The organism is Mannheimia granulomatis (genome assembly GCF_011455695.1).
Taxonomy (GTDB): Bacteria; Pseudomonadota; Gammaproteobacteria; order Enterobacterales; family Pasteurellaceae; genus Mannheimia; species Mannheimia granulomatis_A.
In genome coordinates, this window is the sequence record NZ_CP015030.1 from 146,057 (window position 1) to 170,172 (window position 24,116).

The 24,116-nt window shown below is 40.6% G+C and carries 25 protein-coding genes, 4 tRNA genes and 1 pseudogene; 15 read left to right on the plus strand and 15 right to left on the minus strand.

All coding sequences use genetic code 11. The features are described 5' to 3' along the window. Positions 1–3: 3 nt before the first annotated feature. The 10 genes from lolE to rmuC form a co-directional block, all read right to left on the minus strand. Positions 4–1,269, minus strand: coding sequence for a lipoprotein-releasing ABC transporter permease subunit LolE (gene lolE, locus A4G16_RS00660; protein WP_165888260.1), 1,266 nt, complete (start codon positions 1,267–1,269; stop codon positions 4–6). Beyond that, entirely contained in the window at positions 1,269–1,949 is a 681-nt protein-coding gene (gene lolD, locus A4G16_RS00665; RefSeq protein WP_165888261.1) for a lipoprotein-releasing ABC transporter ATP-binding protein LolD, read from the minus strand. The genes lolE and lolD overlap by 1 nt, the downstream gene beginning before the upstream one ends. 77 nt (positions 1,950–2,026) lie before the next feature. After that, entirely contained in the window at positions 2,027–3,199 is a 1,173-nt protein-coding gene (locus A4G16_RS00670; RefSeq protein WP_165888262.1) for a lipoprotein-releasing ABC transporter permease subunit, read from the minus strand. 64 nt (positions 3,200–3,263) lie between these two features. Beyond that, positions 3,264–4,118, minus strand: coding sequence for a 3-deoxy-8-phosphooctulonate synthase (kdsA, locus tag A4G16_RS00675; RefSeq protein ID WP_165888263.1), 855 nt, complete (start codon positions 4,116–4,118; stop codon positions 3,264–3,266). Between the two features lie 54 nt (positions 4,119–4,172). Further along, positions 4,173–5,039, minus strand: a complete 867-nt coding sequence (locus tag A4G16_RS00680) for a SirB1 family protein (RefSeq protein WP_165888264.1) — start codon at positions 5,037–5,039, stop codon at positions 4,173–4,175. Between the two features lie 10 nt (positions 5,040–5,049). Next, positions 5,050–6,300, minus strand: a complete 1,251-nt coding sequence (gene prmC / locus A4G16_RS00685) for a peptide chain release factor N(5)-glutamine methyltransferase (RefSeq protein WP_165888265.1) — start codon at positions 6,298–6,300, stop codon at positions 5,050–5,052. A 48-nt stretch (positions 6,301–6,348) separates the two neighbouring features. Continuing rightward, entirely contained in the window at positions 6,349–6,882 is a 534-nt protein-coding gene (locus A4G16_RS00690) for a hypothetical protein (protein WP_165888266.1), read from the minus strand. A gap of 82 nt (positions 6,883–6,964) precedes the next feature. Next, positions 6,965–8,047 (minus strand): peptide chain release factor 1, encoded by a 1,083-nt coding sequence (gene prfA / locus A4G16_RS00695; RefSeq protein WP_165888267.1) that lies wholly within the window; start codon positions 8,045–8,047, stop codon positions 6,965–6,967. 79 nt (positions 8,048–8,126) lie between these two features. Continuing rightward, positions 8,127–8,699, minus strand: coding sequence for an anthranilate synthase component II (locus tag A4G16_RS00700; protein WP_165888268.1), 573 nt, complete (start codon positions 8,697–8,699; stop codon positions 8,127–8,129). A 135-nt stretch (positions 8,700–8,834) separates the two neighbouring features. Further along, positions 8,835–10,487, minus strand: a complete 1,653-nt coding sequence (gene rmuC, locus A4G16_RS00705; RefSeq protein WP_165888269.1) for a DNA recombination protein RmuC — start codon at positions 10,485–10,487, stop codon at positions 8,835–8,837. Positions 10,488–10,585: 98 nt separating this feature from the next. Here rmuC and A4G16_RS00710 point away from each other — a divergent pair, with 98 nt between their 5' ends. The 14 genes from A4G16_RS00710 (at position 10,586) to A4G16_RS00775 (ending at position 18,076) form a co-directional block, all read left to right on the plus strand. After that, positions 10,586–11,560, plus strand: a complete 975-nt coding sequence (locus A4G16_RS00710; protein WP_165888270.1) for an aminodeoxychorismate synthase component I — start codon at positions 10,586–10,588, stop codon at positions 11,558–11,560. After that, positions 11,538–12,158, plus strand: a complete 621-nt coding sequence (locus A4G16_RS00715) for an aminotransferase class IV family protein (protein WP_165888271.1) — start codon at positions 11,538–11,540, stop codon at positions 12,156–12,158. The genes A4G16_RS00710 and A4G16_RS00715 overlap by 23 nt, the downstream gene beginning before the upstream one ends. A 101-nt stretch (positions 12,159–12,259) precedes the next feature. After that, on the plus strand, positions 12,260–13,372 hold the full coding sequence (gene recA / locus A4G16_RS00720; protein WP_042802292.1) for a recombinase RecA: 1,113 nt from the start codon (positions 12,260–12,262) through the stop codon (positions 13,370–13,372). Positions 13,373–13,432: 60 nt separating this feature from the next. Next, a complete protein-coding gene (gene recX, locus A4G16_RS00725) occupies positions 13,433–13,909 on the plus strand; it encodes a recombination regulator RecX (RefSeq protein ID WP_165889869.1) in 477 nt (158 codons plus the stop codon). Beyond that, positions 13,902–14,207, plus strand: coding sequence for a N(4)-acetylcytidine aminohydrolase (gene yqfB, locus A4G16_RS00730; protein ID WP_165889870.1), 306 nt, complete (start codon positions 13,902–13,904; stop codon positions 14,205–14,207). The genes recX and yqfB overlap by 8 nt, the downstream gene beginning before the upstream one ends. 26 nt (positions 14,208–14,233) lie before the next feature. Beyond that, complete coding sequence (locus tag A4G16_RS00735) at positions 14,234–14,770, plus strand: type I DNA topoisomerase (protein ID WP_165888272.1); 537 nt, start codon at positions 14,234–14,236, stop codon at positions 14,768–14,770. Next, positions 14,763–15,317, plus strand: coding sequence for a Sua5/YciO/YrdC/YwlC family protein (locus tag A4G16_RS00740; RefSeq protein WP_165888273.1), 555 nt, complete (start codon positions 14,763–14,765; stop codon positions 15,315–15,317). Before A4G16_RS00735 ends, A4G16_RS00740 begins: the two co-directional genes overlap by 8 nt. A gap of 3 nt (positions 15,318–15,320) precedes the next feature. After that, positions 15,321–16,145 (plus strand): shikimate dehydrogenase, encoded by an 825-nt coding sequence (gene aroE, locus A4G16_RS00745; protein ID WP_165888274.1) that lies wholly within the window; start codon positions 15,321–15,323, stop codon positions 16,143–16,145. Between the two features lie 166 nt (positions 16,146–16,311). Next, positions 16,312–16,388, plus strand: a tRNA-Met gene (locus tag A4G16_RS00750). A 2-nt stretch (positions 16,389–16,390) separates the two neighbouring features. Further along, positions 16,391–16,475, plus strand: a tRNA-Leu gene (locus A4G16_RS00755). 25 nt (positions 16,476–16,500) lie between these two features. Next, positions 16,501–16,575 (plus strand) — tRNA-Gln (locus tag A4G16_RS00760). Positions 16,576–16,635: 60 nt separating this feature from the next. Beyond that, a tRNA-Gln gene (locus A4G16_RS00765) sits at positions 16,636–16,710 on the plus strand. A 134-nt stretch (positions 16,711–16,844) separates the two neighbouring features. Beyond that, positions 16,845–17,483 carry a phosphoribosylglycinamide formyltransferase gene (purN, locus tag A4G16_RS00770; RefSeq protein ID WP_165888275.1) on the plus strand — a complete coding sequence of 213 codons (639 nt, stop codon included), beginning with the start codon at positions 16,845–16,847 and terminating at the stop codon, positions 17,481–17,483. Between the two features lie 134 nt (positions 17,484–17,617). Next, positions 17,618–18,076 (plus strand): hypothetical protein, encoded by a 459-nt coding sequence (locus A4G16_RS00775; protein ID WP_165888276.1) that lies wholly within the window; start codon positions 17,618–17,620, stop codon positions 18,074–18,076. Positions 18,077–18,097: 21 nt separating this feature from the next. Here the strand turns inward: A4G16_RS00775 and A4G16_RS00780 are convergent, their stop codons facing one another. The 5 genes and pseudogenes from A4G16_RS00780 to A4G16_RS00795 all read right to left on the minus strand — a co-directional run bounded on the left by A4G16_RS00780 (position 18,098) and on the right by A4G16_RS00795 (position 22,991). Continuing rightward, a complete protein-coding gene (locus tag A4G16_RS00780) occupies positions 18,098–18,832 on the minus strand; it encodes an ABC transporter ATP-binding protein (RefSeq protein ID WP_165888277.1) in 735 nt (244 codons plus the stop codon). Between the two features lie 6 nt (positions 18,833–18,838). Continuing rightward, positions 18,839–19,810, minus strand: coding sequence for a FecCD family ABC transporter permease (locus tag A4G16_RS00785; RefSeq protein ID WP_165888278.1), 972 nt, complete (start codon positions 19,808–19,810; stop codon positions 18,839–18,841). Further along, positions 19,810–19,956: pseudogene (locus A4G16_RS11030) on the minus strand (transposase); the annotation flags it as partial. The gene A4G16_RS00785 and the pseudogene A4G16_RS11030, both read right to left, overlap by 1 nt. Positions 19,957–20,112: 156 nt before the next feature. Further along, entirely contained in the window at positions 20,113–20,937 is an 825-nt protein-coding gene (locus A4G16_RS00790) for a helical backbone metal receptor (protein WP_165888279.1), read from the minus strand. A 53-nt stretch (positions 20,938–20,990) separates the two neighbouring features. Next, positions 20,991–22,991: a TonB-dependent receptor plug domain-containing protein gene (locus A4G16_RS00795; protein WP_165888280.1), complete on the minus strand. Its 2,001-nt coding sequence runs from the start codon at positions 22,989–22,991 to the stop codon at positions 20,991–20,993. Positions 22,992–23,197: 206 nt separating this feature from the next. On the opposite strand from A4G16_RS00795, the gene metF reads away from it, so the two are divergent. Further along, positions 23,198–24,076, plus strand: a complete 879-nt coding sequence (gene metF / locus A4G16_RS00800) for a methylenetetrahydrofolate reductase (RefSeq protein ID WP_165888281.1) — start codon at positions 23,198–23,200, stop codon at positions 24,074–24,076. Positions 24,077–24,116 lie beyond the last annotated feature (40 nt).

Consider the following 24,116-nt stretch of genomic DNA (forward strand, 5'->3'; position numbering starts at 1 on the left):
TTGTTAGTGTCCGCTTAATACCTTAGCCGGTTCTAGTTTTGCTGCCCGGTTAGCAGGGTATAGGCTGGCAAATAAGCTTAAGATGATAGTTGCCAATAGCACATAACTTACGTCTTGCCAATGCAGCTCGCTAGGTAGAAAATCGACAAAATAAACACCGTCAGACAGTAATTTTATACCAAAAAATCCTTCAACAGCCTTGATGATAGCGGTCAAATTTAGCGATAAAATTACGCCTAAAATAATACCGCATACAGCCCCTTTCATTCCTGAAAGCAAGCCGTACCAAAGGAAAATTCGGCGGATAAAGCCGTTATTTGCTCCAAGGGTTCGCTGAATGGCAATATCGCCTTGCTTATCTTTTACCGCCATAATCAAGGTAGAAATAATATTAAAACATGCCACCCCAATGACCAACACCATCGCAATATACATAACGGTGCGAACCAACTGAATGTCGTTATACATATAGCCAAATTTCTCAATCCAAGTGTTTAAATACAGCGGTTGTGGATAGCCGTTGAGCTGTGGCATTTCCAAATGTTGTACATCAAAAGGATTAGACAGACTGATTTCAAGTCCTGATATTTCATTCGGCTGATATTCCATTAACTCTTGGGCTTTATTAAGCGGAATTAGCGCGTAGCTATGGTCAAGTTGCCCTTCTAAACGTAGCACGCCGGTGACAGACATATTAAAACGCAACGGCTGAGCTAATTTCCCGTCTTCTGTTGGCTGTGGAATCAGCATAGTGACTTCATCACCGGCAGAAACTTCTAATGCTCTAGCAATACCCGCTCCGAGAATTAAACCGTCTTCATGAGCCTGAAATTGTTTGGAGAACGCTTGCCATTGTTCTGGCGGAATAAATTGGCTTAGGCGGCTGACTTGATCTTGTTTTTGTGGATCAACCCCTCGCACTTGAGCAATTTTAAGCTGTGAGCCGTTTTCGATTAATGCGGTAAAGCTCACGAAAGGTGAACTAGCGGTCACATTTTTGGTTTTTTTTACCAATGTTTCTAATTTTGAAGCATTGCCAATCGGTACACTTTTATTACCTTGATAAGACACTAATTCTGCATGTGGTACAACAGAAAGCACTCGTTGGTTTAGCTCGCGCTCAAAACCATTCATTGCACTTAAGCCGATAATCAGCACCGCCACACCAAGGGCAATACCGATACTTGAGAAAAGCGAAATCAGCGAAACCAATCGATTTTTCTGTTTGCCACGTTGATAACGCCAACTGATAAAAAACGGAGTGTTCATTAATTTCCCTCGCTCAGCACACCATCTCGCATGACTAAACGGCGTGAAAGTTTATTGGCAAGGTTTAAATCGTGGGTAACCAATAAGAAGGCGATGTTTTGCTCGTGATTGAGTTGTTGAATCAGCTCAAAAATACTTTCGGTGGTTTTTTGGTCTAAATTGCCTGTCGGTTCATCGGCAAGCACTAAAGCTGGATTGTTTACTAAAGCACGAGCAATCGCCACACGCTGACGTTCGCCACCTGATAATGCTGACGGGCGATGTGTAATTCGATGAGCTAATCCGACCGCTTGTAACATTTTCTCTGCACGGCTGGCCGCTTCGGTTTTGTTTTGTTTACCGATTAACATTGGCATCATCACATTTTCAAGAGCGGAAAAATCGGCCATTAAGTGATGAAATTGATACACAAAGCCCAAATTTTGGTTACGTAAGAGGGCTAATTTATCTGAGCTTAATTTTTGCAAAGATTGCCCGCGAATCCACACCTCTCCTGAACTAGGTTGATCTAGACCACCAAGCGTATGAAGTAAGGTACTTTTACCCGAGCCGGAGCTACCAACAATTGCCACTAACTCACCGGTGTTCATTGAAAACGAAACTTCTTTTAGTACCTGAACTTTCTGTTCGCCTTCATCATAAAATTTGCTGATATTTTCACAGCGGAGTAATTCTGTCATTTTTTGTCCTAACACACTAAATTCATTGATTTATCGTCAATACAAGCGGTCATTTTTGCTTAAAATTTTGTAAATTGTTATTCATATCTCAATGCCTGAGCCGGCTCAATTTTTGAGGCTCGGTAAGCAGGGTAAATGGTGCAAAGTAGCGACAGCAAAATAGAAATGCCGATAATAATTGCAATTTGTGAGCCCGAAATTAAGCTTGGTAAATGAATGGTTGGGTTAAGCAATAAAATGATTTGATCCAAATTCATCGCAATCAGCACACCAATCGCTCCACCGACTAATGATCCAATCACGCCCACAATTGCTCCTTGGAACACAAAAATTTGCATCACTTGTTTTTTGGTTAAACCTTGGGTTTGCAAAATGGCAATTTCGCCCTGTTTATCCACCACCATTAAGCTAAGCGATGTGACGATATTAGAGATAGCAACTACAATAATCAGGCTAATGAGCAAGCCCATCATATTTTTTTCCATTTTCACCGCTTGGAAAAATTCGCCTTTTTGTTCACGCCAATCGCTGATTTGGTAGTTTTCTTCCATAAAATATTGTGGAAGTTCGGTCACTTGGAACGGATCTTGCAGATATAAACGTACGCCTTGAACTTGGTCTTCGGTAATTCTGAGTAAACGTCCTACATCGGCTAAATTCGCAAATAAGGTAAACTCACTCGCCTCTCGATTAGACTGGTAAATGCCTGAGATTTCAAATAACCGTTGTACCGGCACACGTCCTAAAGGAGTATATTGGCTATTTTCGGTAATCATTAAACGTAGCTTATCGCCTACGCTTAAATTGAGCTTATTTGCCAAACGTGAACCAACTACCACTTTAAATTCACCGGTTGGTAATAATTGGGAAATATTTTCTGAAACTAATAGTGGATCATCAGTTGAGTGCTCAACACCAATAAGCTGACCGGCATTAATTCCCTCTGAGCTTTGAATAATGACGTTAGCATGGTTAATAGCAACACTTCCGCTTACAAAGGCAGGGAGGTTCAGCTTTTCATCTTTGCTAAAGTTTCCCTCTTGGGGAGAAATAATCGCGTGCGGTAAGGTAGAAAGCAGATTGTTTTTCTGCATATTTTCCAAGCCGTTCATTACAGACAATACAATCACCAATGCCATCACCCCCAGCACAATGCCAAGGCTTGCAAGGTTGGTAACTAATCGTCCGAAACGGTCTGCGCTTTTCGATCTAAAATAGCGAAAAGCGATAAAAAAAGGGGTTAAATTCATTGAATTTCTTATCAAAATAACGAATAAAGAGGCGAACACAGCGGTTCGCCTAAATCAGCGAGCCTTAGTTAGCCGTATCAATTTCTGCAAAGGATTTCACTAAATCATCAATCGCTTTCATTTGAGACACAAAGGCTTCTAATTTTGAAAGCGGTAGGGCGGATGGGCCATCACATTTTGCGGAATTTGGATCCGGATGAGCTTCTAAGAAAAGCCCTGCTAAACCAACAGCCATGCCTGAACGGGCAAGTTCGGTGACTTGTGAGCGACGACCACCTGAAGCAGCGCCGAACGGATCACGGCACTGTAGTGAATGGGTTACATCAAAGATTACCGGGCAACCTTTCGATACTTTTTTCATAATGCCGAAACCTAACATATCCACTACTAAATTATCGTAACCAAAGTTAGTACCTCGGTCGCAAAGAATCACGTTTTCATTGCCACACTCTGCGATTTTTTCCACGATATTCCCCATTTGACCGGGGCTTAAAAATTGTGGTTTTTTTACATTAATGACCGCACCGGTGCGAGCCATCGCTTCCACTAAATCGGTTTGACGAGCTAAGAATGCCGGCAGTTGAATGACATCTACCACTTCTGCAACAGGTTTACATTGATGAATTTCGTGCACATCGGTAATGATATTCACACCAAAAGTCTGTTTTAATTCTTGAAAAATTTTCAACCCTTCTTCCATCCCAGGCCCACGGTAAGAGTGGATAGATGAGCGGTTCGCCTTATCAAACGATGCTTTAAACACATAAGGTACGTTCAATTTTTGCGTGACTTCCACATACTGTTCACACACACGAAGTGCCATATCGCGGCTTTCCAGCACATTCATACCACCAAATAGAGTAAATGGTTTGTTATTCGCCACTTCAATATTACCGACTTTTACAATTTTATCTGTCATAGGGGTTCCTTAATTTTAAGTGTCCTAGCACGCTTTAGCGTGCTAGAGGTAAAGTTAATGCACCAAACTTTTTTGGCTTTTGCGTTCCAAGCCTTGCACTTCCATTTTCAGTAATTCTGTAGATGGATCTTCAGGGCATTGGTCGATAAAATAATTAATATCTTCTAACGCTGCTTGGTAGCAATCCATACTTGCTAACACCATACCTCGGTCACGAATCTCGTATGGATCCTCCGGGCTAAAGGCTAGGCGGTATTCAATTAAGCGTAGCGTTTCTTCGTATTTCCCTTCTCGGGTAAGGGCCATTTTAAACACGGTTTCGATGCGTTCTAATAACTCGGTCACATTCGCTCGTTTTAAAAGATCGGGAGTGACTTCAGAGCCAAAGCCTAATTCTCCCTCTAGCCATTTATTTAGCATTTCAATTGTTAAAAATTCGCCGTTCCAAGGGTTGATAAAACGAACTTTGGTTGCTCCGTTCGGTTGACGGATTTCAGCTCGTAAAATCAGCTGGGTTGGGAAATTTACCGGATAGAGCGGTAAATCTAACACCGAGGCTAAATAAAGCACAATTGAACCCAGTGACACAGGCATTCCGCGTTTTTTACGGATTACTTGATTTAACAATAAATTTTCCGTATGGAAATAATCTTCATAATAGCAACTGAAGCCCCACTTGTGATAAACCAAAGTCAGAAGTTGATTAATACGTTCTTCATCTGTTTCGCCATTGACATTATAACGAGCTTTTTTTACTAAGGCAGACATCTGCCCAAACACTTGCTGCTCGCGTACATTACTATCAATAAGTGTAGTGAGTCGCAAAATTTCACGATAAAGATATTTTTTTAATTCCACTTCACTAATCGTAATTTGGGGTTCTTCCAGCTCTCTTAATAATTCTTGAATAATATCGTCCATTTCCTGCCTTTTATTCTTTTAAAACTGCTTTAGTCACTCGGTCATTACCGCCATAATCTTGTACTGTTTCAACGGCTTCCCACAAGGTTAAATTAAATAAATTTCGTACCATTTCAGCTTGTTGCCAACCGTGTTCCAGCATTAATGCCCCTTGTGGCTTTAAGTGAAGCGGTGCATTTTCGATAATTTTTTGCAAATCGTTCAAGCCATTGTTATCGGCAACTAAAGCGGTTAAAGGTTCAAAACGCACATCACCAAAACGGAGGTTTTCATCATCCATATCAATATAGGGCGGATTCGATAAAATCAAGTCAAATTGCTGATTTTCTAAGCTGGAAAACCAATCACTTTGTATAAAACGTACGTTATTAAAGCCAAGATTTTGACGATTTTCCTCTGCTAGTTTGACGGCATCAAGCTGAAAATCCACACCGATAATATCGGCTTTATCGCCCAACTCGCTCGCCATTGCCAACGCAATTGCCCCTGTGCCGGTGCCTAAATCTAAAATTTGCAAATTTTTTTGTTTTTCTAACCGCTTGTGAGCCCAATCTAATGCTAATTCCACCAAACGTTCCGTATCCGGGCGGGGAATTAAGGTCGCGGTTGAAACCTTTAACGGCAAAGACCAAAATTCTTTCTCGCCTAAAATATACGCCATCGGCTCGCCGTTTGCACGCCGCGCCAGCTTTTCAGCAAGTTCCACTAATTCCTGCTCTGAAAGTTTGGTTTCTGCAAAAGCAAAAATTGCCGATTTTGAGCGTTTTGTGACCGCTTGTAGTAGCAAATTTGCATCAAATTTGGCATCTAAAAATGGGTTGTTTTCCGCATTTTCAAGCAAAGTTTGTTCAGCGAAAGTGAGCCATTCCGCATAAGTTTTGGGGAAAATATTTACCGCATAAAACCGTTCGCAAACCACTTCAAAGTGTTCATCAATCTCCTTGCCAAGTTCCCCTTTAAAAAAATCGCGGTGGGCCATTTTCCAAGATTGATAGTCGCCTTCTCCTTCAGCAAGGGCAAACTCTTCTGTGACTTCATTAAAGCGTTCGATGAAGACTTCCTTCAGCTGAATACACACGACAGCTTGATTTTGGCTGTCTAATACGATGTGTTTTTCGCCTTTTTGTGGAAGCGGTTGATTTTCTGACGCATAAAAGCAGTAACCAGAGCAAGTTGCAGTCTTTCTACCGGCAACCACGAGATTGGCTAAGGTGTTGGGCTTTATGCCAAATTGCCATTGATAAGAGAAATTTGGTTCCATATTGATATATTCTAAAAAAACGATCTATTCTCAATTTAGAATAGTAAATTATAAAACCCTTACACAATTCCCCGAACGTACAGTTTCAGCAACTTTCTGTTCAATACTAAATGCTTTGCTTGTAAAGTTACTTACTGAAAGGTTAACGTTAGATTTGCCCGATTTTTTGGTTTGTTGATTTAATGCCTTAAAGTATTCTTTTTCTAAGTTTTGTAGTTCTTGGTCAGCTTGAATATTTGCTTGTACTTCGTCAGCGTGTGCACGAGAAACCTTACTCTGATTAAAGCTATAGGTTAAAATATTATCTGCAAATTTCCAGCTTCCTGAACGTTCAAGAGCATAGTTGAATAGTGGTTTTTCCGTAGGTAATGTTACATTACCGAGATAACTTGCTTTACCATTTTTATTCAGTTTAACTTTGTTTGAGGTTGCAGCCACACCATTCATTGCACATTCCCATTCACCAATAAAGTATTCAGTAGTTGGAGTAATCACTTCATTTTTTTGTGTTTGGGTAGAGGTGATAAAATTATTACAACCTACAAGTAGAGTAGTGGCTGTTATAAGTAACACTTTTTTCATATTAAAATTCCTCTCGTTCCTAAAAATGAGTTTGTAGCCTTTGCACCAAATTAGTTTAATAAGAGCAGCTATAACTCTATTTTTATGCTTGATCCGACAACGCCGCTAACTGATCTGCTTGGTATTCGGTAATAATCGGCTGAATTAATTCATCAATTTTGCCATTCATCACTTCATCTAAGCGGTAAACCGTGAGATTGATGCGGTGGTCGGTTACACGCCCTTGCGGGTAGTTGTAGGTACGGATTTTATCCGAGCGGTCTCCCGAGCCAAGCAAGTTACGACGGGTATCCGCTTGTTCTGCTGCTTGGCGTTCTTGTTCTACTTGCACGATACGAGAGGCTAACACGGCCAAGGCTTTGGCTTTGTTTTTGTGTTGTGAACGCTCATCTTGGCATTCCACTACAATCCCTGTCGGAATATGGGTAATTCGCACCGCAGAATCGGTGGTATTGACGTGCTGACCGCCTGCACCCGATGAACGGTAGGTATCGATACGCAAATCCGATGGATTGATTTCCGGCATTTCGCTTTCCGGCAACTCAGGCATTACCGCCACCGTACAGGCTGAGGTATGGATACGCCCCTGTGATTCAGTTTTCGGTACACGTTGTACGCGGTGGCCACCTGATTCAAATTTAAGCTGTCCGTAAACACCTTCACCGCTGATTTTGACGATGATCTCTTTGTATCCGCCCTGTTCGCTTTCGTTGGCTGACATTTCCTCAATTCTCCAGCGTTTGCTTTCACAGTAACGGCTGTACATACGGTATAAATCACCAGCGAAAATCCCTGCTTCATCACCGCCTGTACCGGCACGGATTTCAAGGAAGGCGTTGTATTCATCGTTCGGATCTTTCGGTAATAATAAAATTTGTAAATGTTGCTCAAGGTTCTCAATTTCGGCTTTGTTCTCAGCGATTTCTTCGGCTGCCATATCCTTCATATCAGGATCATCTAGCAATAATTGGGCCTCTTCAATATCGTTATTGAGCTTTTTCCAGCGATTGAATGTGCCAACTACTTCTTCTAATTGGGAATATTCTTTGGAATAGGCACGGAATTTTTCTTGATCGGCAATGACCGACGCATCACCCAAAAGTGCCTGTAATTCTTCGTGGCGTTCACTTAAACTTTCTAATTTATTAATGATGGAATCTTTCATTTTTTAAAGCTGTTCTCGTTTGTTTTGAAATAAGGTAAATAACCGCAGATTATAGCGGATTTTCGGCTGAAAATCTTGTTTAATTCGCCAGCCAATTTTGCAAAATTTGAAGCCCATATTCGGTGATAAAGGATTCAGGGTGGAATTGCACGCCGTAAATCGGCAAATTCCGATGTTTGAACGCCATCAACACATTTTGGTCGCAAATGGCGGTAGTAACAAGCGGTGTGTTTTCCAAAGAATTTTGCAAAATGCCCCAAGAGTGATACAAGCCCACTTGAAAGGTATTCGGCAAGCCGTTAAAAATCGGGTTCGGCTGAATTTGGCTTAACGTGCGTTGCTGCCCGTGTCGGACATCTTGCAGATTATACAAAGTACCGCCAAAAAATTCGCAAATCGTTTGATGCCCCAAACACACGCCCAAAATCGATTTGCTTTGGTGATAGCGTTCCAACATTGCAAAGGTTTGTGGGTAAGCTCTCGGCACATCAGGACCGGGCGAAATTAAAATATGACTAAATTGCTCAACCTCGTCTAGGCTAAGTTCTTCTACTAATACCACTTTGGTGGGAATATTGATTTTGCGAAGTAAATCCACCAAGTTGAAGGTAAAAGAGTCGTGGTTGTCGATGATAAGTAATTTTTTATTCATTTTGTTTTATGTAATTTTTCAAATCTCCCCTAGCCCCTCTTTGTCTAAAGAGGGGAACTAGATCACCATAAATATTCAATCCATCTTTCTTCTATCACTAAATAGCCAGATGAAGGTTATTTACTAGATGATGGATCACCCCTCTTTAGACAAAGAGGGGAGGGGGAGATTTGATTCTTCAAATTCCCTAGACACCATTTCCAATTTTATTGTATCTGCCTCGTTTTCCAACAATTCCACTTGTGGCAGAATTTGGCTGGCTTTGCTGGATAAATGTTGAAAACGTTCCACTTTGCCGATTAAGCCCTGTCGTCCAACAAGAGCAGTAACTGTTTGATTATATTGATTATTTGCGGTATTCAGCGTATTACCCAATTTGGCTAAACGATCAGCCACGGCACATACTTGGTTATAAATTTCGCCGGCTTTTTCGCTGATTTCCCGAGCTTCCGTGTTCCCTCGCTCAATTCGCCATAAATTCGCCACCGTGCGTAAAATCGGCATAAGTGTGGTGTAGGAAACCAAAATCACGTTGCGTTCATAGCCAAAATTAAACAATTGTGGGTCGTGTTTCATCGCCTCGATATAAGCCGGCTCAATCGGCACAAACATCAATACAAAATCAGGACTTTTCACGCCTAACAAGGCACTATAATTTTTCTTGGAAAGTCCCTCGATATGGGTTCTGAGTGAGCGACAATGTTCGCCTAAGGCTTGAGAAATTGCAAAATTTTCTTCGGATCTGACCGCTTGATCGTAGGCGACTAACGACACTTTACTGTCAATAATCAGGTGTTTTTGATCCGGCAAATGTACTACAAAATCCGGAGCGAAACGCCGCCCTTCTTCATCTCGAAAACTTTCTTGGGATTGATAATGCTCGCCTGCCAATAAGCCTGCCGATTGTAATGCACTTTCAAGCTGTACTTCGCCCCAGTTGCCGGCAATTTTATTGTTGCCTTTTAAGGCGGTAGCGAGGTTTTGTGCCTCTTCTGACATTGATGCCCCAATTTGCAACACTCGTTTGATTTCTGCCTCTAAATTCGCTGAGCCTTTAAGCGATTCGCTATGTACTTCATTCACCCGCTTTTGGAAGCCTTCAATTTGTTCTTTAAACGGCTTGAGTAGGGCTTCAAGCGAGCTTTGGTTGGTTTCACTAAATCGCTTACTTTTTTCGTCCAAAATTTGTTGTGCCAAATGTTGGAATTCCATATTAAGCTGTTGTTTAACTTCCACAAAATTGCGTTGTTGCTGATCAAAATTCGCCTGTTTTTCGCTTAAGGTGGTGCGTAATTCGGTCAGCTCGTTTTGTACCTCGTTTAATCGCCCAAACAGAGACTGATTTTCCTGCTCTTTATGAGAAAGCGAACTTTGGCTAAATTGCAGCTGTTCTTCCAAACTTTCCGCTTTCGCTTGCGCCGAACCAATGCGTTCTTTCAGTTCATTAATATAGCGTTCCAGCTGGTTTTCTTGTTGCTCGGCAAGCTCGATTTTTTGCTGAAAACGCTGAAGTTGGCTATCTCGCTCGCTTAACCGTTCGCACACCGATTCATATTTGGCTTGCTGCTGCACAGCCCATTGCTCAAGCTGACTTTTTTCTTGGCTGAGATTTTCATATTTCCGGCTGATTTGGTTAAAATCTTCGGTGATTTTGTTAAGATCTTGGCTTAACTCAAAGGCATCTCGCTGATAACGGGATTGCAGAAAAAACAGATAAATGCCAATCAGCAAGCAGAGTGCAAGGGCAACGTAAAGCCAAATTTCATCAATATTAAGTGATGCGTTCATCGGTAAAACCTTTTTCAAAAAATGCTTTTCAAAATTCTTGCTTTGCATTATAACAGAGCTTTTAAAGATTCAGCCAATTTCAGCATTTAGCGTAAGTTATGCAATATTTTATTCAAACAGCCAATGATTATGGCAAGCAAAAGCGACCGTTTTTCTTTTTAATTGATTTTGAACAGCAAAAACCGCGTATTTTTCCGTTAGAAAACGCAGCAACAAGCGGTCTTTTTTTTGATTTTTTTTGCAAATCGAATGTAGAAAAACCGTTTAAAAAAAATGATAAACCTTTTAAGTTTTCAGCCACGCCAATGGATTTTGCCGATTACCAAGCCGGCTTTGAATTAGTGAAAAAAGAGATTCAGGCGGGCAATAGTTATTTACTGAATTTAACCTACCCAACGGTGGTTAAAACTAATTACAGCTTGGAGGAAATTTTTGCTCAAAGCCAAGCTAAATATAAGTGTTATTTTGACGGGCAGTTTGTCTGCTTTTCGCCAGAATGTTTTGTGAGGATTGAAAATAACAAAATTTTTTCTTACCCGATGAAAGGCACTATTAATGCGAATGAAGAAAATGCCGAGCAGAAATTGATGGACTCTGTGAAAGAATTTACCGAGCATAACACCATTGTGGATTTGATTCGCAATGATTTAGCCTTGGTGGCTCAAAATATTGAAGTAACCAAATATCGCTATGTGGAAAAAGTAGAAACTCACCGTGGCACGATTTTACAAACCAGCTCGGAAATTTGCGGCGAATTAGCTGAAAATTGGCAGGAAAATATCGGCACAATATTAGCACAATTACTGCCGGCTGGCTCAATCAGCGGAGCGCCGAAAGAAAAAACAGTGGCGATTATCCAACAAGCCGAGTTAGGCAAACGTGGTTATTACACCGGCATTTTTGGCTATTTTGATGGCGAGAAATTAGAAAGTGCGGTGGCAATTCGTTATATGGAGCAAACCGAAAACGGCTTATTATTCCGCAGTGGTGGTGGTATTACCTCACAAAGTGTGCTGGAACAAGAGTATAACGAGATTTTGGAGAAAGTTTATGTACCAATTTCCGCTATTTGAAACTCTTTCAATTATTGACGGGCAGATTCAAAATTTGCCCTATCATCAACAACGCTTTGAGCGAGCGGTAAGAGCCTTTTTTGGCTGTGAGCCGACTTTTTCGTTAGTCCAAATTTTACAAGTTCCAACAGAATTTCAACACGGGAAAATACGTTGTCGCATTGATTACAACGCCGAGCAGTTTGAGGTGAAATTTTTCCCTTATCACCCGAAACAGATTCAACGGTTCCGCTGTGTGGAAGTGGAAAATTGGGATTATCATTTAAAATATAGTGATCGCAAGCGGTTTGATTCGCTCAATATTTTGCAAAATGAAGAGGTGATTATTGTAAATAATGGCTATGTGAGCGATTGTTCTATAGGTAATTTACTCTTCTTGAAGCAAGGTATTTGGTATAGCTCTGCAAATTATTTGCTCAAAGGTACACAGTTAACCCGATTGCTTGAACAACAAAAAGTGGTTTTAACACAAATTAAAAAAACTGATTTGCCACTTTATGAAAAGGTGATGCTGATTAATGCATTAAATCCGTTTGATGAAGAAAGGGCATTGGCAATTTCTCAAATTGATTTTTGTGATGCTGATCGAAATTCGTAAAAAAAGTACTTGAAACTGTATAAATAAACACTATAATAACGTGCAGTTATTTTTGGCGGCTTAGGGCTGCTTTAACCCAATAATCGTATAAAGGATAAATTATGGCGGTAGATAAAAAAAACCAAAAGAATGCAGCAGTAAAGCAAACTGATCCGGATCAAAAGGAAAAGGCGTTAGCAGCAGCCTTAGCCCAAATTGAAAAGCAATTTGGTAAAGGATCAATTATGCGCTTGGGGGATACTCAAGCACTAGATATTGAAGCAGTTTCAACCGGTTCTATTGGGTTAGATGCCGCACTTGGCATTGGTGGATTACCGATGGGGCGTATTGTTGAAATTTATGGTCCGGAATCTTCAGGAAAAACCACATTAACATTATCTGTTGTAGCTGAAGCACAAAAAACGGGAAAAACTTGTGCTTTTATTGATGCAGAACACGCTTTAGATCCTATTTATGCGCGTAAGTTAGGGGTAGATACTGATGCTTTATTAATTTCTCAGCCGGATAACGGTGAACAAGCCTTAGAAATTTGTGATGCACTAGTACGTTCCGGTGCAGTTGATGTGATTATTGTAGACTCTGTGGCAGCGCTTACGCCAAAAGCTGAAATTGAAGGCGATATGGGTGATTCACACATGGGATTACAGGCTCGTTTAATGTCTCAAGCGTTACGTAAATTAACGGCTAATATTAAAGCGACTAACTGTTTGGTTGTGTTTATCAACCAGATCCGTATGAAAATCGGTGTAATGTTTGGTAACCCTGAAACAACCACAGGTGGTAATGCACTTAAATTCTATGCTTCTGTTCGTTTAGATATCCGCCGCAGCGGTGTGGTAAAAGATGGTGATGAAGTGATTGGTAGTGAAACCAAAGTGAAAGTAGTTAAAAACAAGGTTGCTCCACCATTCCGTGAGGTCCAATTCGATATTATGTACGGTGAGGGTATCTCACGTATGAATGAATTATTAATTCTTGCTGAAGCAAATGGTTTTATTAAAAAGGCTGGTGCATGGTTTTCCTATGAAGGCGATAAAATCGGTCAAGGGAAAAATAATGCGATTAAATGGTTAAAAGAGCACCCTGAAGTAGCAGAGAAAATCGAGCAGGAAATTCGTGCTTCATTAATCAGCTCGCCAAATTTAACTGCAAGTAAATCAGATGCTGAAGATAGTGCAGATATTGATGAAGAATTTAATGACGAAGAACTATAATTAATTAAAATGAGTGCGGTTTCCTCTTATAAGTGGAAATCGCATTTTTATTTAGACAATATGACGATATCAGAAACTACAGCTAGAACAAATAAGTACACGGCAGTAAATTATCTGCTATATTTACTTTCCAAACGGGATTATAGCGAAAATGATCTCAGACAAAAGCTAAAGCAGAAAGAATATTCTCTGGAAGAAATTGATGAAGCACTTGCAAAAGCTCAAGAAAATCGTTGGCAAAGTGATGAACGTTTTTGTGTGACTTTCATTCGTTACCGCTCATCGCAAGGCATTGGACCTCGACGTTTAAAGCAAGAATTAAAGCTAAAGGGTATCAAAGATTGGTTAATCAACCAAGAATTAGAGAATGCAGAGGTTGATTGGTTTGCATTAGCTGAGCAAATTTTTGAGAAAAAACGACCGCTTGAGTGGGATCTCAAAGCCAAGCAAAAAATGTGGCGATTTATGGTTAGCCGAGGTTTTTACAGCGATCATTTTAGCCATTTAATGGATATTGATTACAATGAATATGAATAAAATTACTTTTTTTAGCCGATTTGAAGCAGATATTTTAAGTGGTAAAAAAACCATTACGATTCGAGATAAAGCGGAGTCCTACTTTCGTCCGAATCAAGAGTTAGATGTTTTTACTAATGAAACGGATCGCTTTTTTGCACGTATTAAAGTGCTTTCCGTCACGCCGATTAAATATAATGAACTCAATGAACAGCACGCTTTGCAAGAAAATATGAGCTTGGGACAACTTAAAGAAGTAATTCGAGCAATTTATCCAAACGATAATGAATTTTTTGTGATTCACTACCAACTTATTTAAGTTTTTATTGTTCGTGAATGAAAAGTATGGCACTTTTTAAATCTACTAAACAGACAGAGAAATGTCCGGAGTGTAGTTCTGCCTTGCAACTGAAACAGGGTAAAAAAGGGCTTTTTTTAGGCTGTTCGGCTTATCCTGAATGCGATTATATTAAACCTTTACACCAAGCCAGCCATATTATCAAAGAGCTAGATGAACTTTGCCCCGAATGCGGTGGAAATCTGCAGCTAAAACAAGGTAACTACGGTATTTTTATTGGTTGTAGCAATTATCCGGAATGTCACTTTATTGTGCAAGAAGAGAGTGAAGTTGAAGAAGAATTAGATTGTCCAGAGTGTAAAACGCATAAATTAGTGGCAAGACGGGGGCGTTCCGGAAAAACATTTTATGGCTGTGCAGGTTTTCCCGAGTGTAAATTTACTCTAGCGAGTAAACCGATTAAACAGCAATGTAGCGAATGTGGTTGCGAATTAGCTATTATCAAAAAAGTACGCGGTAAACAAATCTATATTTGCGCTAATAAAGAGTGCATGCATCAAACAGAAATAAAACCCAATGAATAATTTTTTAGACGTTGTTAATCAATTAAAACAAGAAGAAGTTGTTGCTTATCCAACAGAGGCAGTATTTGGTTTAGGCTGCAATCCGCAAAGTGAAAAAGCAGTGCGAAAATTACTGCAGCTTAAACAACGCCCGGAGGAAAAAGGGCTTATTTTACTGGCTTCTAACTTAAGCTATTTATTACCCTATATTGATGAGAGCAAAATGAACGAATCTGCTTGGCAACAATTAGCTTTGGTTGGGGAGCAGGCGATAACTTGGGTCGTGCCGGCAAAGGAAAGTGTACCAGCTTATTTACGAGGAAAATTTGATTCTATTGCAGTACGCCTATGCCATCTTCCTGCAGTTGTTGAATTATGTGAAGCAACCGGTTTTGCACTAACCTCTACCAGTGCTAATTTGAGCGGACTTCCTCCATGTAGAACGGCTTTAGAGGTGAAAAAGCAATTTGGTGATGCGTTTCCGGTATTAAATGCCCCAACTTTTGAAAGAGAAAACCCCTCTGAAATTCGAGATATATTTAGCCAACAGATTTTTAGACAAGGATAACCAATGAACCAATATGCTGTATGGGGGAACCCGATTGCACAGAGTAAATCGCCTCGTATTCATCAATTATTTGGCTTACAAACCAAAAAAAATATCGAATATTTAGCGAAATTGGGCGATGAAATTGAGTTTGAGCAACAGTTAAAAGCATTTTTTGCTCAAGGTGCGAGAGGCTGTAACATTACTGCACCTTTTAAAGAACGAGCTTTTAAATTAGCTGATGAGCATAGTGAAAGTTGCCTATTAGCTGAGGCGTGTAACACTTTAAAACGATTAGAAGATGGTCGATTATATGCTGATAATACCGATGGGGAAGGTTTAGCATCAGATTTGAAACGGCTAGGTTGGTTACAATCAGGTCAGAAAACCTTAATACTAGGTGCTGGCGGTGCGACTAAAGGGGTATTATTACCGCTACTCAAAGCCGGATTAGATATTACACTTTATAATCGAACCCATGATAAAGCGGTTATTTTAGTCGAAAAATTTGCAAAATTTGGCAAAATTCAGACCGCTTGTTTTGAACAGTTGGAAAACCAAGCATTTGATTTAATTATTAATGCAACTTCACTTGGTTTACAGGGAAAATATGTGGAGCTACCACCTGCTTTACTCACCTCGGCTAAAATTTATGATATGCAATATGCGCCAGATATGCAGACTCCTTTCCTCAATTATGCCAGAAGCTGCGGTGCTACACAGTGCCAAGACGGGTTAGGGATGTTAGTCGGGCAGGCAGCTTTTGCGTTTGCGTTATGGGAGGATAAATTCCCTGATGTTGAACCGATTCTTGCTCGACTAAAAGATGAAATGCAAACTGGAAAATAATCAAAGATAACTTATTATTTTATAAACAAAAAATGTTAGATTTACATCAAAATGATGAATATCTACTCAAGCGAATCAAAAAATCATTTTTTTTTGAAAAAGTATTTGACGAGAAGCTCTAAAATCAGCATAATGCACTCCGTTGACCGATATGGTGAACGCAAATGGCTACATAGCTCAGCTGGTTAGAGCACAACACTCATAATGTTGGGGTCGCAAGTTCGAATCTCGCTGTAGCCACCATTGCGGGACTGGCGAAATTGGTAGACGCACCAGATTTAGGTTCTGGCGCCGCGAGGTGTGTGGGTTCAAGTCCCTCGTCCCGCACCATTTATCGATTAACAAAAATTAGTGTTGGGGTATCGCCAAGCGGTAAGGCACCGGGTTTTGATCTCGGCATCCCTAGGTTCGAATCCTAGTACCCCAGCCACTTAATTTTCAAATTTTCAAGTCTTAATCACAAGCTAACGTTAAGTTAGTTTTTTTCTTTTGGGGTATCGCCAAGCGGTAAGGCACCGGGTTTTGATCTCGGCATCCCTAGGTTCGAATCCTAGTACCCCAGCCATACTTTCAAAGATTTCATTTTATTATTAAGTTAGTTTCTTTCTTATTCTTATTAAAGATTGCTTTATTCTCTGTACGGACCTTATGATTCAAGGCATAATATAGCTAATTATTAATGTCAAAATAAGCAATAAAATGAAAAAATTCGTCGTATTAATTTCAGGAAATGGTTCTAATCTGCAAGCTATTATTGATGCCCAAAAAGCAGGCAAAATAAGCGGTCAAATTTGCGGTGTAATTTGCAATAAGGCTGAAGCGTATGGTTTGGTTAGAGCAAAACAAGCAGGTATTCCAACCTTTGTGTTTTCCCGTAAGGATTATGAAAGCAATTTAGCAATGGATTTAGCTATTGCCGAGCAAATTGAAAAATTGGGATCGGAATTGATTGTACTCGCCGGCTATATGAAGATTCTCACCCCTGAATTTACGCAACGTTTTGACGGCAAAATTTTAAATATTCACCCTTCGTTATTGCCTAAATATCCAGGCTTAAACACCTATGAAAGAGCACTTGAGGCGGGCGAAATAGAACATGGAATGACAATTCATTTTGTAAACGAAGAGGTAGATGCTGGTGCGATTGTACTACAAGCCAAAGTGCCAATTTACCCTGAAGATAAAGTGGAAGATGTTCAGGCGAGAGTGGTGGAGCAAGAACATAGTTACTACCCACTTGTTGTTGAATGGTTTTGCGCAAACCGCCTTGTCGCTAAAAACGGCAAAGCTTATTTAGATAGCGATAAATTACCTCTAAATGGTTATGCTGCGGATTAATTAAAAATTCTAAATGAATTAACATAATCTGCCACAAAAACTTTGCAAACTTTCTAACAAGACAGACTGCTTGCACCCAACTTAAATGCCGCTATCATAACCTTTGTTTTTAACCCTATTTTAGGAAAATTTTTATGTCTAAATTTAAACTTATTTTACTCACTGTAACTGTTGCGGGCTTATTTGGCTGTACACCGACTGTACAAAAGAAATCGGCACAGGTAGGGTATTTGAAAGCAAATATCAGCCAGGCGGAATTAAATAATACCGCGAATTACAAACGCTACAATTATTATTGTAATAACATTGCGACCGGTGAAACCTCATTTTTGGCGACCTATTTTCCGCTGTCGCGTGAAAGCCGTAAGCAAGAAAATTTTGGTATCTATTTTCAGTTAGACGGGGGCAAAGCCGAGCCGTTTGACCATCTGCAAAACCGCACATTAGGCGGCAACAAGTTTGAGGTAAGCTACCGTTCCTACCAACCGATTGACGGCAGCACTGTGGAGTTAATCGCCCGTGAGCATAGCTCGACTTACTATCGAAATCTCAACGGCACACAAGTACCGTGGTTAGAGTGCCGTCAGGGCTAAAGTCAGGGAGGCTCGACCTCCCTATGCCAACTTCTCAATCCCCCACATTTCCCGTTTCTCCCAATCCATTTCCGCCTTAATACCAAAGGCTTTTGCCAGATTTTCAGCATTTATGACCGCTTGTGTGTTACCGTTGGCAAGTAAATTGCCGTCTTTGAGCAAAATAATTTCATCACAAAAGCGGTAGGCGAGTGGGAGATGATGAATCACCACTACGCAGGTTTTTTGTGGGGTAAGAGCTTTAAGCTGCTGCATAATGTCGATTTGGTAGTAAGGATCAAGGGCGGCAATCGGTTCGTCTGCCAATAAAAGTGAGGCATTTTTAACACAACAACGGGCGAGCTGCACCCGTGTTTTTTCCCCGCCCGAGAGGGTTTGATACGGCTTTTCAAGCAGATGCTGAATTGAAAACTGCTCGGCAACCGACCGCACTTTTTCCTGTTCAGCTTGTGTTGGGAGCGGTTTTGCCAAGCCCAACGCAATCACTTCATACGCTGAAAGTTGCCACGCCACCGGCAAATTTTGGGCAAGATAAGCGAGTTTTTCGCTCCGTTGTTGAGGGCTAAGTTCGCCGATTTTGCAATTTTCCAGCCAAATTTGACCGCTTGTTGGGGGTAAAATCCCTGCTATTGCTTTGAGCAGGCTAGATTTCCCTGCACCGTTTGCCCCGAGAATACCGATAAGTTTCCCCTGTGGCAGAACGCACGAGAGATGTTTAATGCCGTAGGGCAAAGAAAGATTTTCAATGTTTATCATCGCCATTTACCCCGTAATTTGTCGCTGTTGTGTGACTAAAATCCAAATCAAAAACGGTGCACCAAGCAAGGAGGTTAGCGTGCCGATGTAGATATTGGCAAAAAACGGCACAAACTGCACCGCAAGATCGGCGGTGAGCATAATCAACGCCCCAATTAACGCGCTCGGCAGATAGAGCTGCGAAGGCGGTTTTTTCATCCAAAGTCGGGCAAGGTGGGGGGCGATTAAGCCGATAAAGCCTATAGTGCCAGTTTGTGGAATGGTCGCCCCGAGCAGTAACGCGACACCAAGGCTGAGGAGAAAAAAGCTACGAGGCAAATTCACGCCCATTGTTGAGGCGGTTTCTTCGCCGAAGGTCAGCACATCTAAATAACGGCGTGTGAAATAAAGGCAAATTACACCGAGAGCAAGAAACGGTAGCGACATCAGCACTGAATCCAATCTTGCCCAAACTAATGATCCTTGCAACCAGCGGTAGAGTTCCGCCAACGCCCACGGACTTTCAGCGTTGGAAAGCAAGAGCGTAACTGTCGAACCGAGTAACACATTCACTGCAACACCGCTAAAAATCATCATCGTGGTGCCGTGATTTTTGGTGATCAACCAGACCAACAAAAAGCTCGACAACGCCCCTGCCATTCCGCCCAGCAGCAACCATATAAACGGCACAGAGAGATAATAGAGTATAAACACGCTCACCAATGTTGCTCCTGCACTGCTCCCAAGCAAGCCCGGGCTGGCAAGCGGATTTTGAAACACGCCCTGCATCGCATTGCCTGCTAAGGCAAGACTTGTTCCAGTCAGTACTGCAAGGGCGATACGTGGCAGGCGGATTTCCAGCAACACCAGAGAACGCATATCCGTCAGCACGCCTTCGTTATTTTTAAGTGAAGCGAAGTCGTTGAGTTGGTAGCTTGTTGCAATAGCGATAAGAGCGATTAAAAATATAAAAAGTAATAGATTGATCTTTGTTTTCATTATTTTGTAGGGTAGTTTTCTTCAAAATTAGGATTTAATTTATCCAATTCCCACATTATAGGATTATTTTCAATATATTCTGCGATTCTTTCATAATCTTGGTTATCACGAATAATATGCTCATAAAATCCACGTTGCTATAGTGGTAATAAAGGATAATGATGATCTAAATTGTATTGTCGATATGCAAAACCTGCTCGCCCTTTTATCATTTTCATCACAAAATAACAACCATATTGAGCATATTCATAAAATGGTAATCGCAGGCGTTTTCGTATAGGCTTATTATTCATTGTTTATTCCTAGTCGATATTATCCTTTTCGGGCGGGTTAAAACCCGCCCCTACGGATAATTTGTTTTTAATCAACTCCGCCCCCTGCCAAACACCGTGGTCGAAGCAGTAGGTGTATTTCATCGGAAGTGATACAAGCGGTCGGTTTACGAAGATTTTTTGCAAAGTCGGGTGATGTAGCCATTCAGCTTGAGCGTTGTAGCTTTGATTGTCGGTGAGTTGAATGAGCTGGTGCGGTTGGCTTTGAATTAGCTTTTCCAAGGAAAAATTCCGTTCTGGAAGTGGAATTTTGACCGGCTCTAACCCGAGTAATGCGAGCAACGTTTGGTATTGTGGTTGGTGCATTTCCGCCAAGCCGGTTTCCGAGAGGATCACTGTGTCTGCAAGCGGTCGTTTTTCAGGGATTTTTTGCAAACGCAGTTTTGCGACTAAGGCTTCCGCTTTAGCTTGATTTTGGGTCAGTTCGCCCAGTTGTAAAATCAATGCAAACAGCTCTTCTGCGGTTTGCGGGTTGTCGTTAAGTGGCACAACTTTAAAACCGAATTGGGTTAGCCGTTCGGCAAGCTCAGGGTAGAAAAGCGTGTTGACGAGAATGGTTTTATCCGCATAGGGCAATAATGCCGGCAGTTCGGGCTTGAGGCGCGGTTTGTCTAAATTCAGCTTATCCAACATCATTTTCGGGTTATTGGAATAGACCGATTGGGCGGCAATTTGATGAGGTTCGGCAAGTTCCAGCAGCAGGCGGTCGCTACACAAATTGAGCGAGATAAATTGCTCGGCTTGTGCGGTGGCAGTAAGCAAAAGTGTAGTCAGAATTTTGGCGGTTTTTTGCATAGACGTTGGGAGTGCCCAAAAGTAGGGGCGGGTTTTAACCCGCCCGTTTTTAGTTAGAACGAACCTTTTAAGCCTACATAAACGTTACGACCGTCTTGTCCGTAGCCCAATACATTCTCATATTTTTTATCAAACAGATTGTTCAAATTAATATAAACATTTAAATGTTTGTTGAACTGGTAATTTGTGCCGATATTAACCAAAGTATAAGATGGCAGTTTTACAGATACTTGATACGGATATGGTCCATAGTACATATCTTCACGTTTTCCTACATAAGAAATGTTCAAATTTGAACCCAATTTTTCGGTAATTTGATGAGCTAATCCGGCATTAGCGCTATGTTTTGGACGGCGTAGATAATTTTTGCCATATTGGTCTTTTTGTTTATCTAGCTCAATATCCGTGTAGGTGTAGTTAGCGAATACACTCAAATCTTGTGTTAATTTACCTTGATAAACCAATTCTACCCCTTTAATTTTTGCTTTTTTGTCTGCATTAAACGCTTGATAGATACATTCATAAGTTAAAGGATTACAGCTTACTTCTCGGCTATCAATGTAGTTTTTTACGTGACGGCTGAAATAGGTAATATCTAAACTTTGTTGTTTATCCGCAGTTTCGAACAATACACCAATATCTCCACCAAGGCTTTTTTCAGGTTTTAAGGCAGTGTTGCCTAAATATTTACTGTTCCAGCCGTAATACTCCATTAAATTTGGATTAAGAATAGCAGATCCAAATCCTGCGTGGATGCGTGCGTTTGGTAACAGACGATATGCACCAGCAATTCTACCTGTCCAAGCATTTTTATAATTGCTGTTATCAATAAAACGCCCACTTAGAGACAGGCTGTGATCTTGCTCGGTAAATAAGCGGTATTCGGTTGCTAAACTTTTTTCCGATAAACGCTTTTTAACACCATTATAATCAGTTGCCGTATAGGTTGTACGTTGATAATCCGCTAATAAACTCACTGCTTGTTGCACTTCACCTTCACGATCAAAATTAATATCTATTTGATAATTTGCGTTATATTTTTTCCAATCCTTGCTACTTTGCTTGTTAGACCAAGCTGTTGCATCAAATCTGTCTCCATCTAGTTTTAATTGGCTCACATTGATTTTATGCGTGAATAACTCTTGTTCATTGCCCAAATAACCGCTTAATTTAAATAAGGTTTCACGGTTACGCAGAGTATTTGCAGAGAGATTTTCAGAGGAAGAGTATAAGGTATTAGATAATTTATTTACCGTCACTTTATCATTATGGAAAGATTGAGAAGCACGAGAAGCCAAGACTTCAACTCCCTTGTGGCTGTCATCATAACCTAAACGTAGAGAAACATTATCGCTGTGGAACTTATCTCGTTCGGTTGCACCGCCGGTTTGGATAGTATTACCGTCTTTGGCACGATAGCTAAATTTGTCTTGGCTGGTGACCGAAATACCACGAGTACGATGGCTGTTACCGTTTAATGCATAGTAAAAATGATTTTGATAACCTGAGACAGTAACAGAACCATCATAAGTACCGTGTGAGCCTGTACCTAAATCAAAATCTACGTTAAATGCTTTATCTTTGTACAAGCCTTTTTTAGTGGTGATATATACTACACCGCCAACCGCATCGCTTCCCCATAAAGCAGATTGCTCACCTCGTAGGACTTCAATACGTTCAACATTACTTAAACTTAATCCGCCAAAGCTGAAATTAGTATCAGCCGGATTCATTTTTACCCCATCAATCACTACAAGCGTATGATTTGAGTTTGAGCCACGCAAAAATAGGCTGGCTACAGCTCCACGTCCACCAGTTGCCCCAATTGCCACTCCCGGCACGGTCTTCAACACATCACTCACATAAGTGGCATTGCGTGCGGCGAAATCTTTTTCGGTTAACACTGTGACACTGGAAGCGGTTTTATCTTGATTGATTGGGGTAGCATAAGCAGAGTAGACCTTCACTTCGTCTAGTTGAGTTGTCTTTGTTTGAGTAAAAGCAAGGTTTGGCAACACGGCAAGTAGTGCAGCTGTGATTAAATTTTTGTTCATTTTTAAGTTCCTTAGTGTAATTTGTGGGCATTATACAATAATAAAATCAATATAAAAATCGAGAGTTTATGAAAATTTTTAATAATTAAATTGAAATAATAACATCACCCAAAAGCTTGGGAGTTGTTGTTTTTTTAATTTTGTTTGTTATAGAATCCAACTAATCTTTTTATAGGAATATTAATAAATAACATGGAGCTTGGCTTATGAATTATGCAACACAAATTGATGCATTAAATCAACATATTGCAGATATTAATCATAAAATTAATGTCTCTTTTGAGTTTTTTCCGCCTAAAAATGAAAAGATGGAAACGATGCTTTGGGAGTCAATTGATAGATTAAGCCCATTAAAGCCGAAGTTTGTTTCAGTAACTTATGGTGCTAATTCAGGCGAGCGTGATAGGACTCATAGCATTGTAAAATCAATTCAAGATAAAACAGGGATTATTTCTGCTCCACATTTAACGGGGATTGATGCCAGTCCGGAAGAATTAAAAGTCATCGCTAAAGATTATTGGGATAGCGGCATTCGCCGTATTGTGGCTTTGCGTGGTGATGTGCCGCAAGGGTACAACAAAGAGCTATTTTACGCGTCTGATTTAGTGGCATTATTAAAATCGGTGGCGGATTTTGATATTTCCGTAGCGGCTTATCCGGAAGTTCACCCTGAAGCAAAATCGGCACAGGCTGATTTACTGAATTTAAAACGTAAAATTGATGCAGGTGCAAACCATGTAATTACGCAATTTTTCTTTGATGTAGAGAGTTATTTACGTTTCCGTGATCGTTGTGTGGCTATCGGTATTGACTGTGAAATTGTGCCGGGAATTTTGCCGGTAACGAATTTTAAACAATTACAAAAAATGGCTAAGGTTACTAATGTGAAAATTCCAAGTTGGATGGGGAAAATGTATGAGGGGTTAGACGATGATCAAACCACCCGTAATTTAGTGGCAGCAAGTATTGCAATGGATATGGTGAAAGTGTTATCCCGTGAAGGGGTGGACGATTTCCATTTCTACACTTTAAATCGTAGTGAGTTAACTTATGCCATTTGCCACACCTTAGGCGTTCGCCCTTAGTCGATATCATTTTAAAAGAAGGAGGTATGGTTTTAGCTAA

What these genes read in the sequence shown, in the direction of transcription:
- lolE (WP_165888260.1), bottom strand. Translation starts at nt 1,269, where the DNA reads ATGAACACTCCGTTTTTTATCAGTTGGCGTTATCAACGTGGCAAACAG.
- lolD (WP_165888261.1), bottom strand. Translation starts at nt 1,949, where the DNA reads ATGACAGAATTACTCCGCTGTGAAAATATCAGCAAATTTTATGATGAA.
- A4G16_RS00670 (WP_165888262.1), bottom strand. Translation starts at nt 3,199, where the DNA reads ATGAATTTAACCCCTTTTTTTATCGCTTTTCGCTATTTTAGATCGAAA.
- kdsA (WP_165888263.1), bottom strand. Translation starts at nt 4,118, where the DNA reads ATGACAGATAAAATTGTAAAAGTCGGTAATATTGAAGTGGCGAATAAC.
- A4G16_RS00680 (WP_165888264.1), bottom strand. Translation starts at nt 5,039, where the DNA reads ATGGACGATATTATTCAAGAATTATTAAGAGAGCTGGAAGAACCCCAA.
- prmC (WP_165888265.1), bottom strand. Translation starts at nt 6,300, where the DNA reads ATGGAACCAAATTTCTCTTATCAATGGCAATTTGGCATAAAGCCCAAC.
- A4G16_RS00690 (WP_165888266.1), bottom strand. Translation starts at nt 6,882, where the DNA reads ATGAAAAAAGTGTTACTTATAACAGCCACTACTCTACTTGTAGGTTGT.
- prfA (WP_165888267.1), bottom strand. Translation starts at nt 8,047, where the DNA reads ATGAAAGATTCCATCATTAATAAATTAGAAAGTTTAAGTGAACGCCAC.
- A4G16_RS00700 (WP_165888268.1), bottom strand. Translation starts at nt 8,699, where the DNA reads ATGAATAAAAAATTACTTATCATCGACAACCACGACTCTTTTACCTTC.
- rmuC (WP_165888269.1), bottom strand. Translation starts at nt 10,487, where the DNA reads ATGAACGCATCACTTAATATTGATGAAATTTGGCTTTACGTTGCCCTT.
- A4G16_RS00710 (WP_165888270.1), top strand. Translation starts at nt 10,586, where the DNA reads ATGCAATATTTTATTCAAACAGCCAATGATTATGGCAAGCAAAAGCGA.
- A4G16_RS00715 (WP_165888271.1), top strand. Translation starts at nt 11,538, where the DNA reads ATGTACCAATTTCCGCTATTTGAAACTCTTTCAATTATTGACGGGCAG.
- recA (WP_042802292.1), top strand. Translation starts at nt 12,260, where the DNA reads ATGGCGGTAGATAAAAAAAACCAAAAGAATGCAGCAGTAAAGCAAACT.
- recX (WP_165889869.1), top strand. Translation starts at nt 13,433, where the DNA reads ATGACGATATCAGAAACTACAGCTAGAACAAATAAGTACACGGCAGTA.
- yqfB (WP_165889870.1), top strand. Translation starts at nt 13,902, where the DNA reads ATGAATAAAATTACTTTTTTTAGCCGATTTGAAGCAGATATTTTAAGT.
- A4G16_RS00735 (WP_165888272.1), top strand. Translation starts at nt 14,234, where the DNA reads ATGGCACTTTTTAAATCTACTAAACAGACAGAGAAATGTCCGGAGTGT.
- A4G16_RS00740 (WP_165888273.1), top strand. Translation starts at nt 14,763, where the DNA reads ATGAATAATTTTTTAGACGTTGTTAATCAATTAAAACAAGAAGAAGTT.
- aroE (WP_165888274.1), top strand. Translation starts at nt 15,321, where the DNA reads ATGAACCAATATGCTGTATGGGGGAACCCGATTGCACAGAGTAAATCG.
- purN (WP_165888275.1), top strand. Translation starts at nt 16,845, where the DNA reads ATGAAAAAATTCGTCGTATTAATTTCAGGAAATGGTTCTAATCTGCAA.
- A4G16_RS00775 (WP_165888276.1), top strand. Translation starts at nt 17,618, where the DNA reads ATGTCTAAATTTAAACTTATTTTACTCACTGTAACTGTTGCGGGCTTA.
- A4G16_RS00780 (WP_165888277.1), bottom strand. Translation starts at nt 18,832, where the DNA reads ATGATAAACATTGAAAATCTTTCTTTGCCCTACGGCATTAAACATCTC.
- A4G16_RS00785 (WP_165888278.1), bottom strand. Translation starts at nt 19,810, where the DNA reads ATGAAAACAAAGATCAATCTATTACTTTTTATATTTTTAATCGCTCTT.
- A4G16_RS00790 (WP_165888279.1), bottom strand. Translation starts at nt 20,937, where the DNA reads ATGCAAAAAACCGCCAAAATTCTGACTACACTTTTGCTTACTGCCACC.
- A4G16_RS00795 (WP_165888280.1), bottom strand. Translation starts at nt 22,991, where the DNA reads ATGAACAAAAATTTAATCACAGCTGCACTACTTGCCGTGTTGCCAAAC.
- metF (WP_165888281.1), top strand. Translation starts at nt 23,198, where the DNA reads ATGAATTATGCAACACAAATTGATGCATTAAATCAACATATTGCAGAT.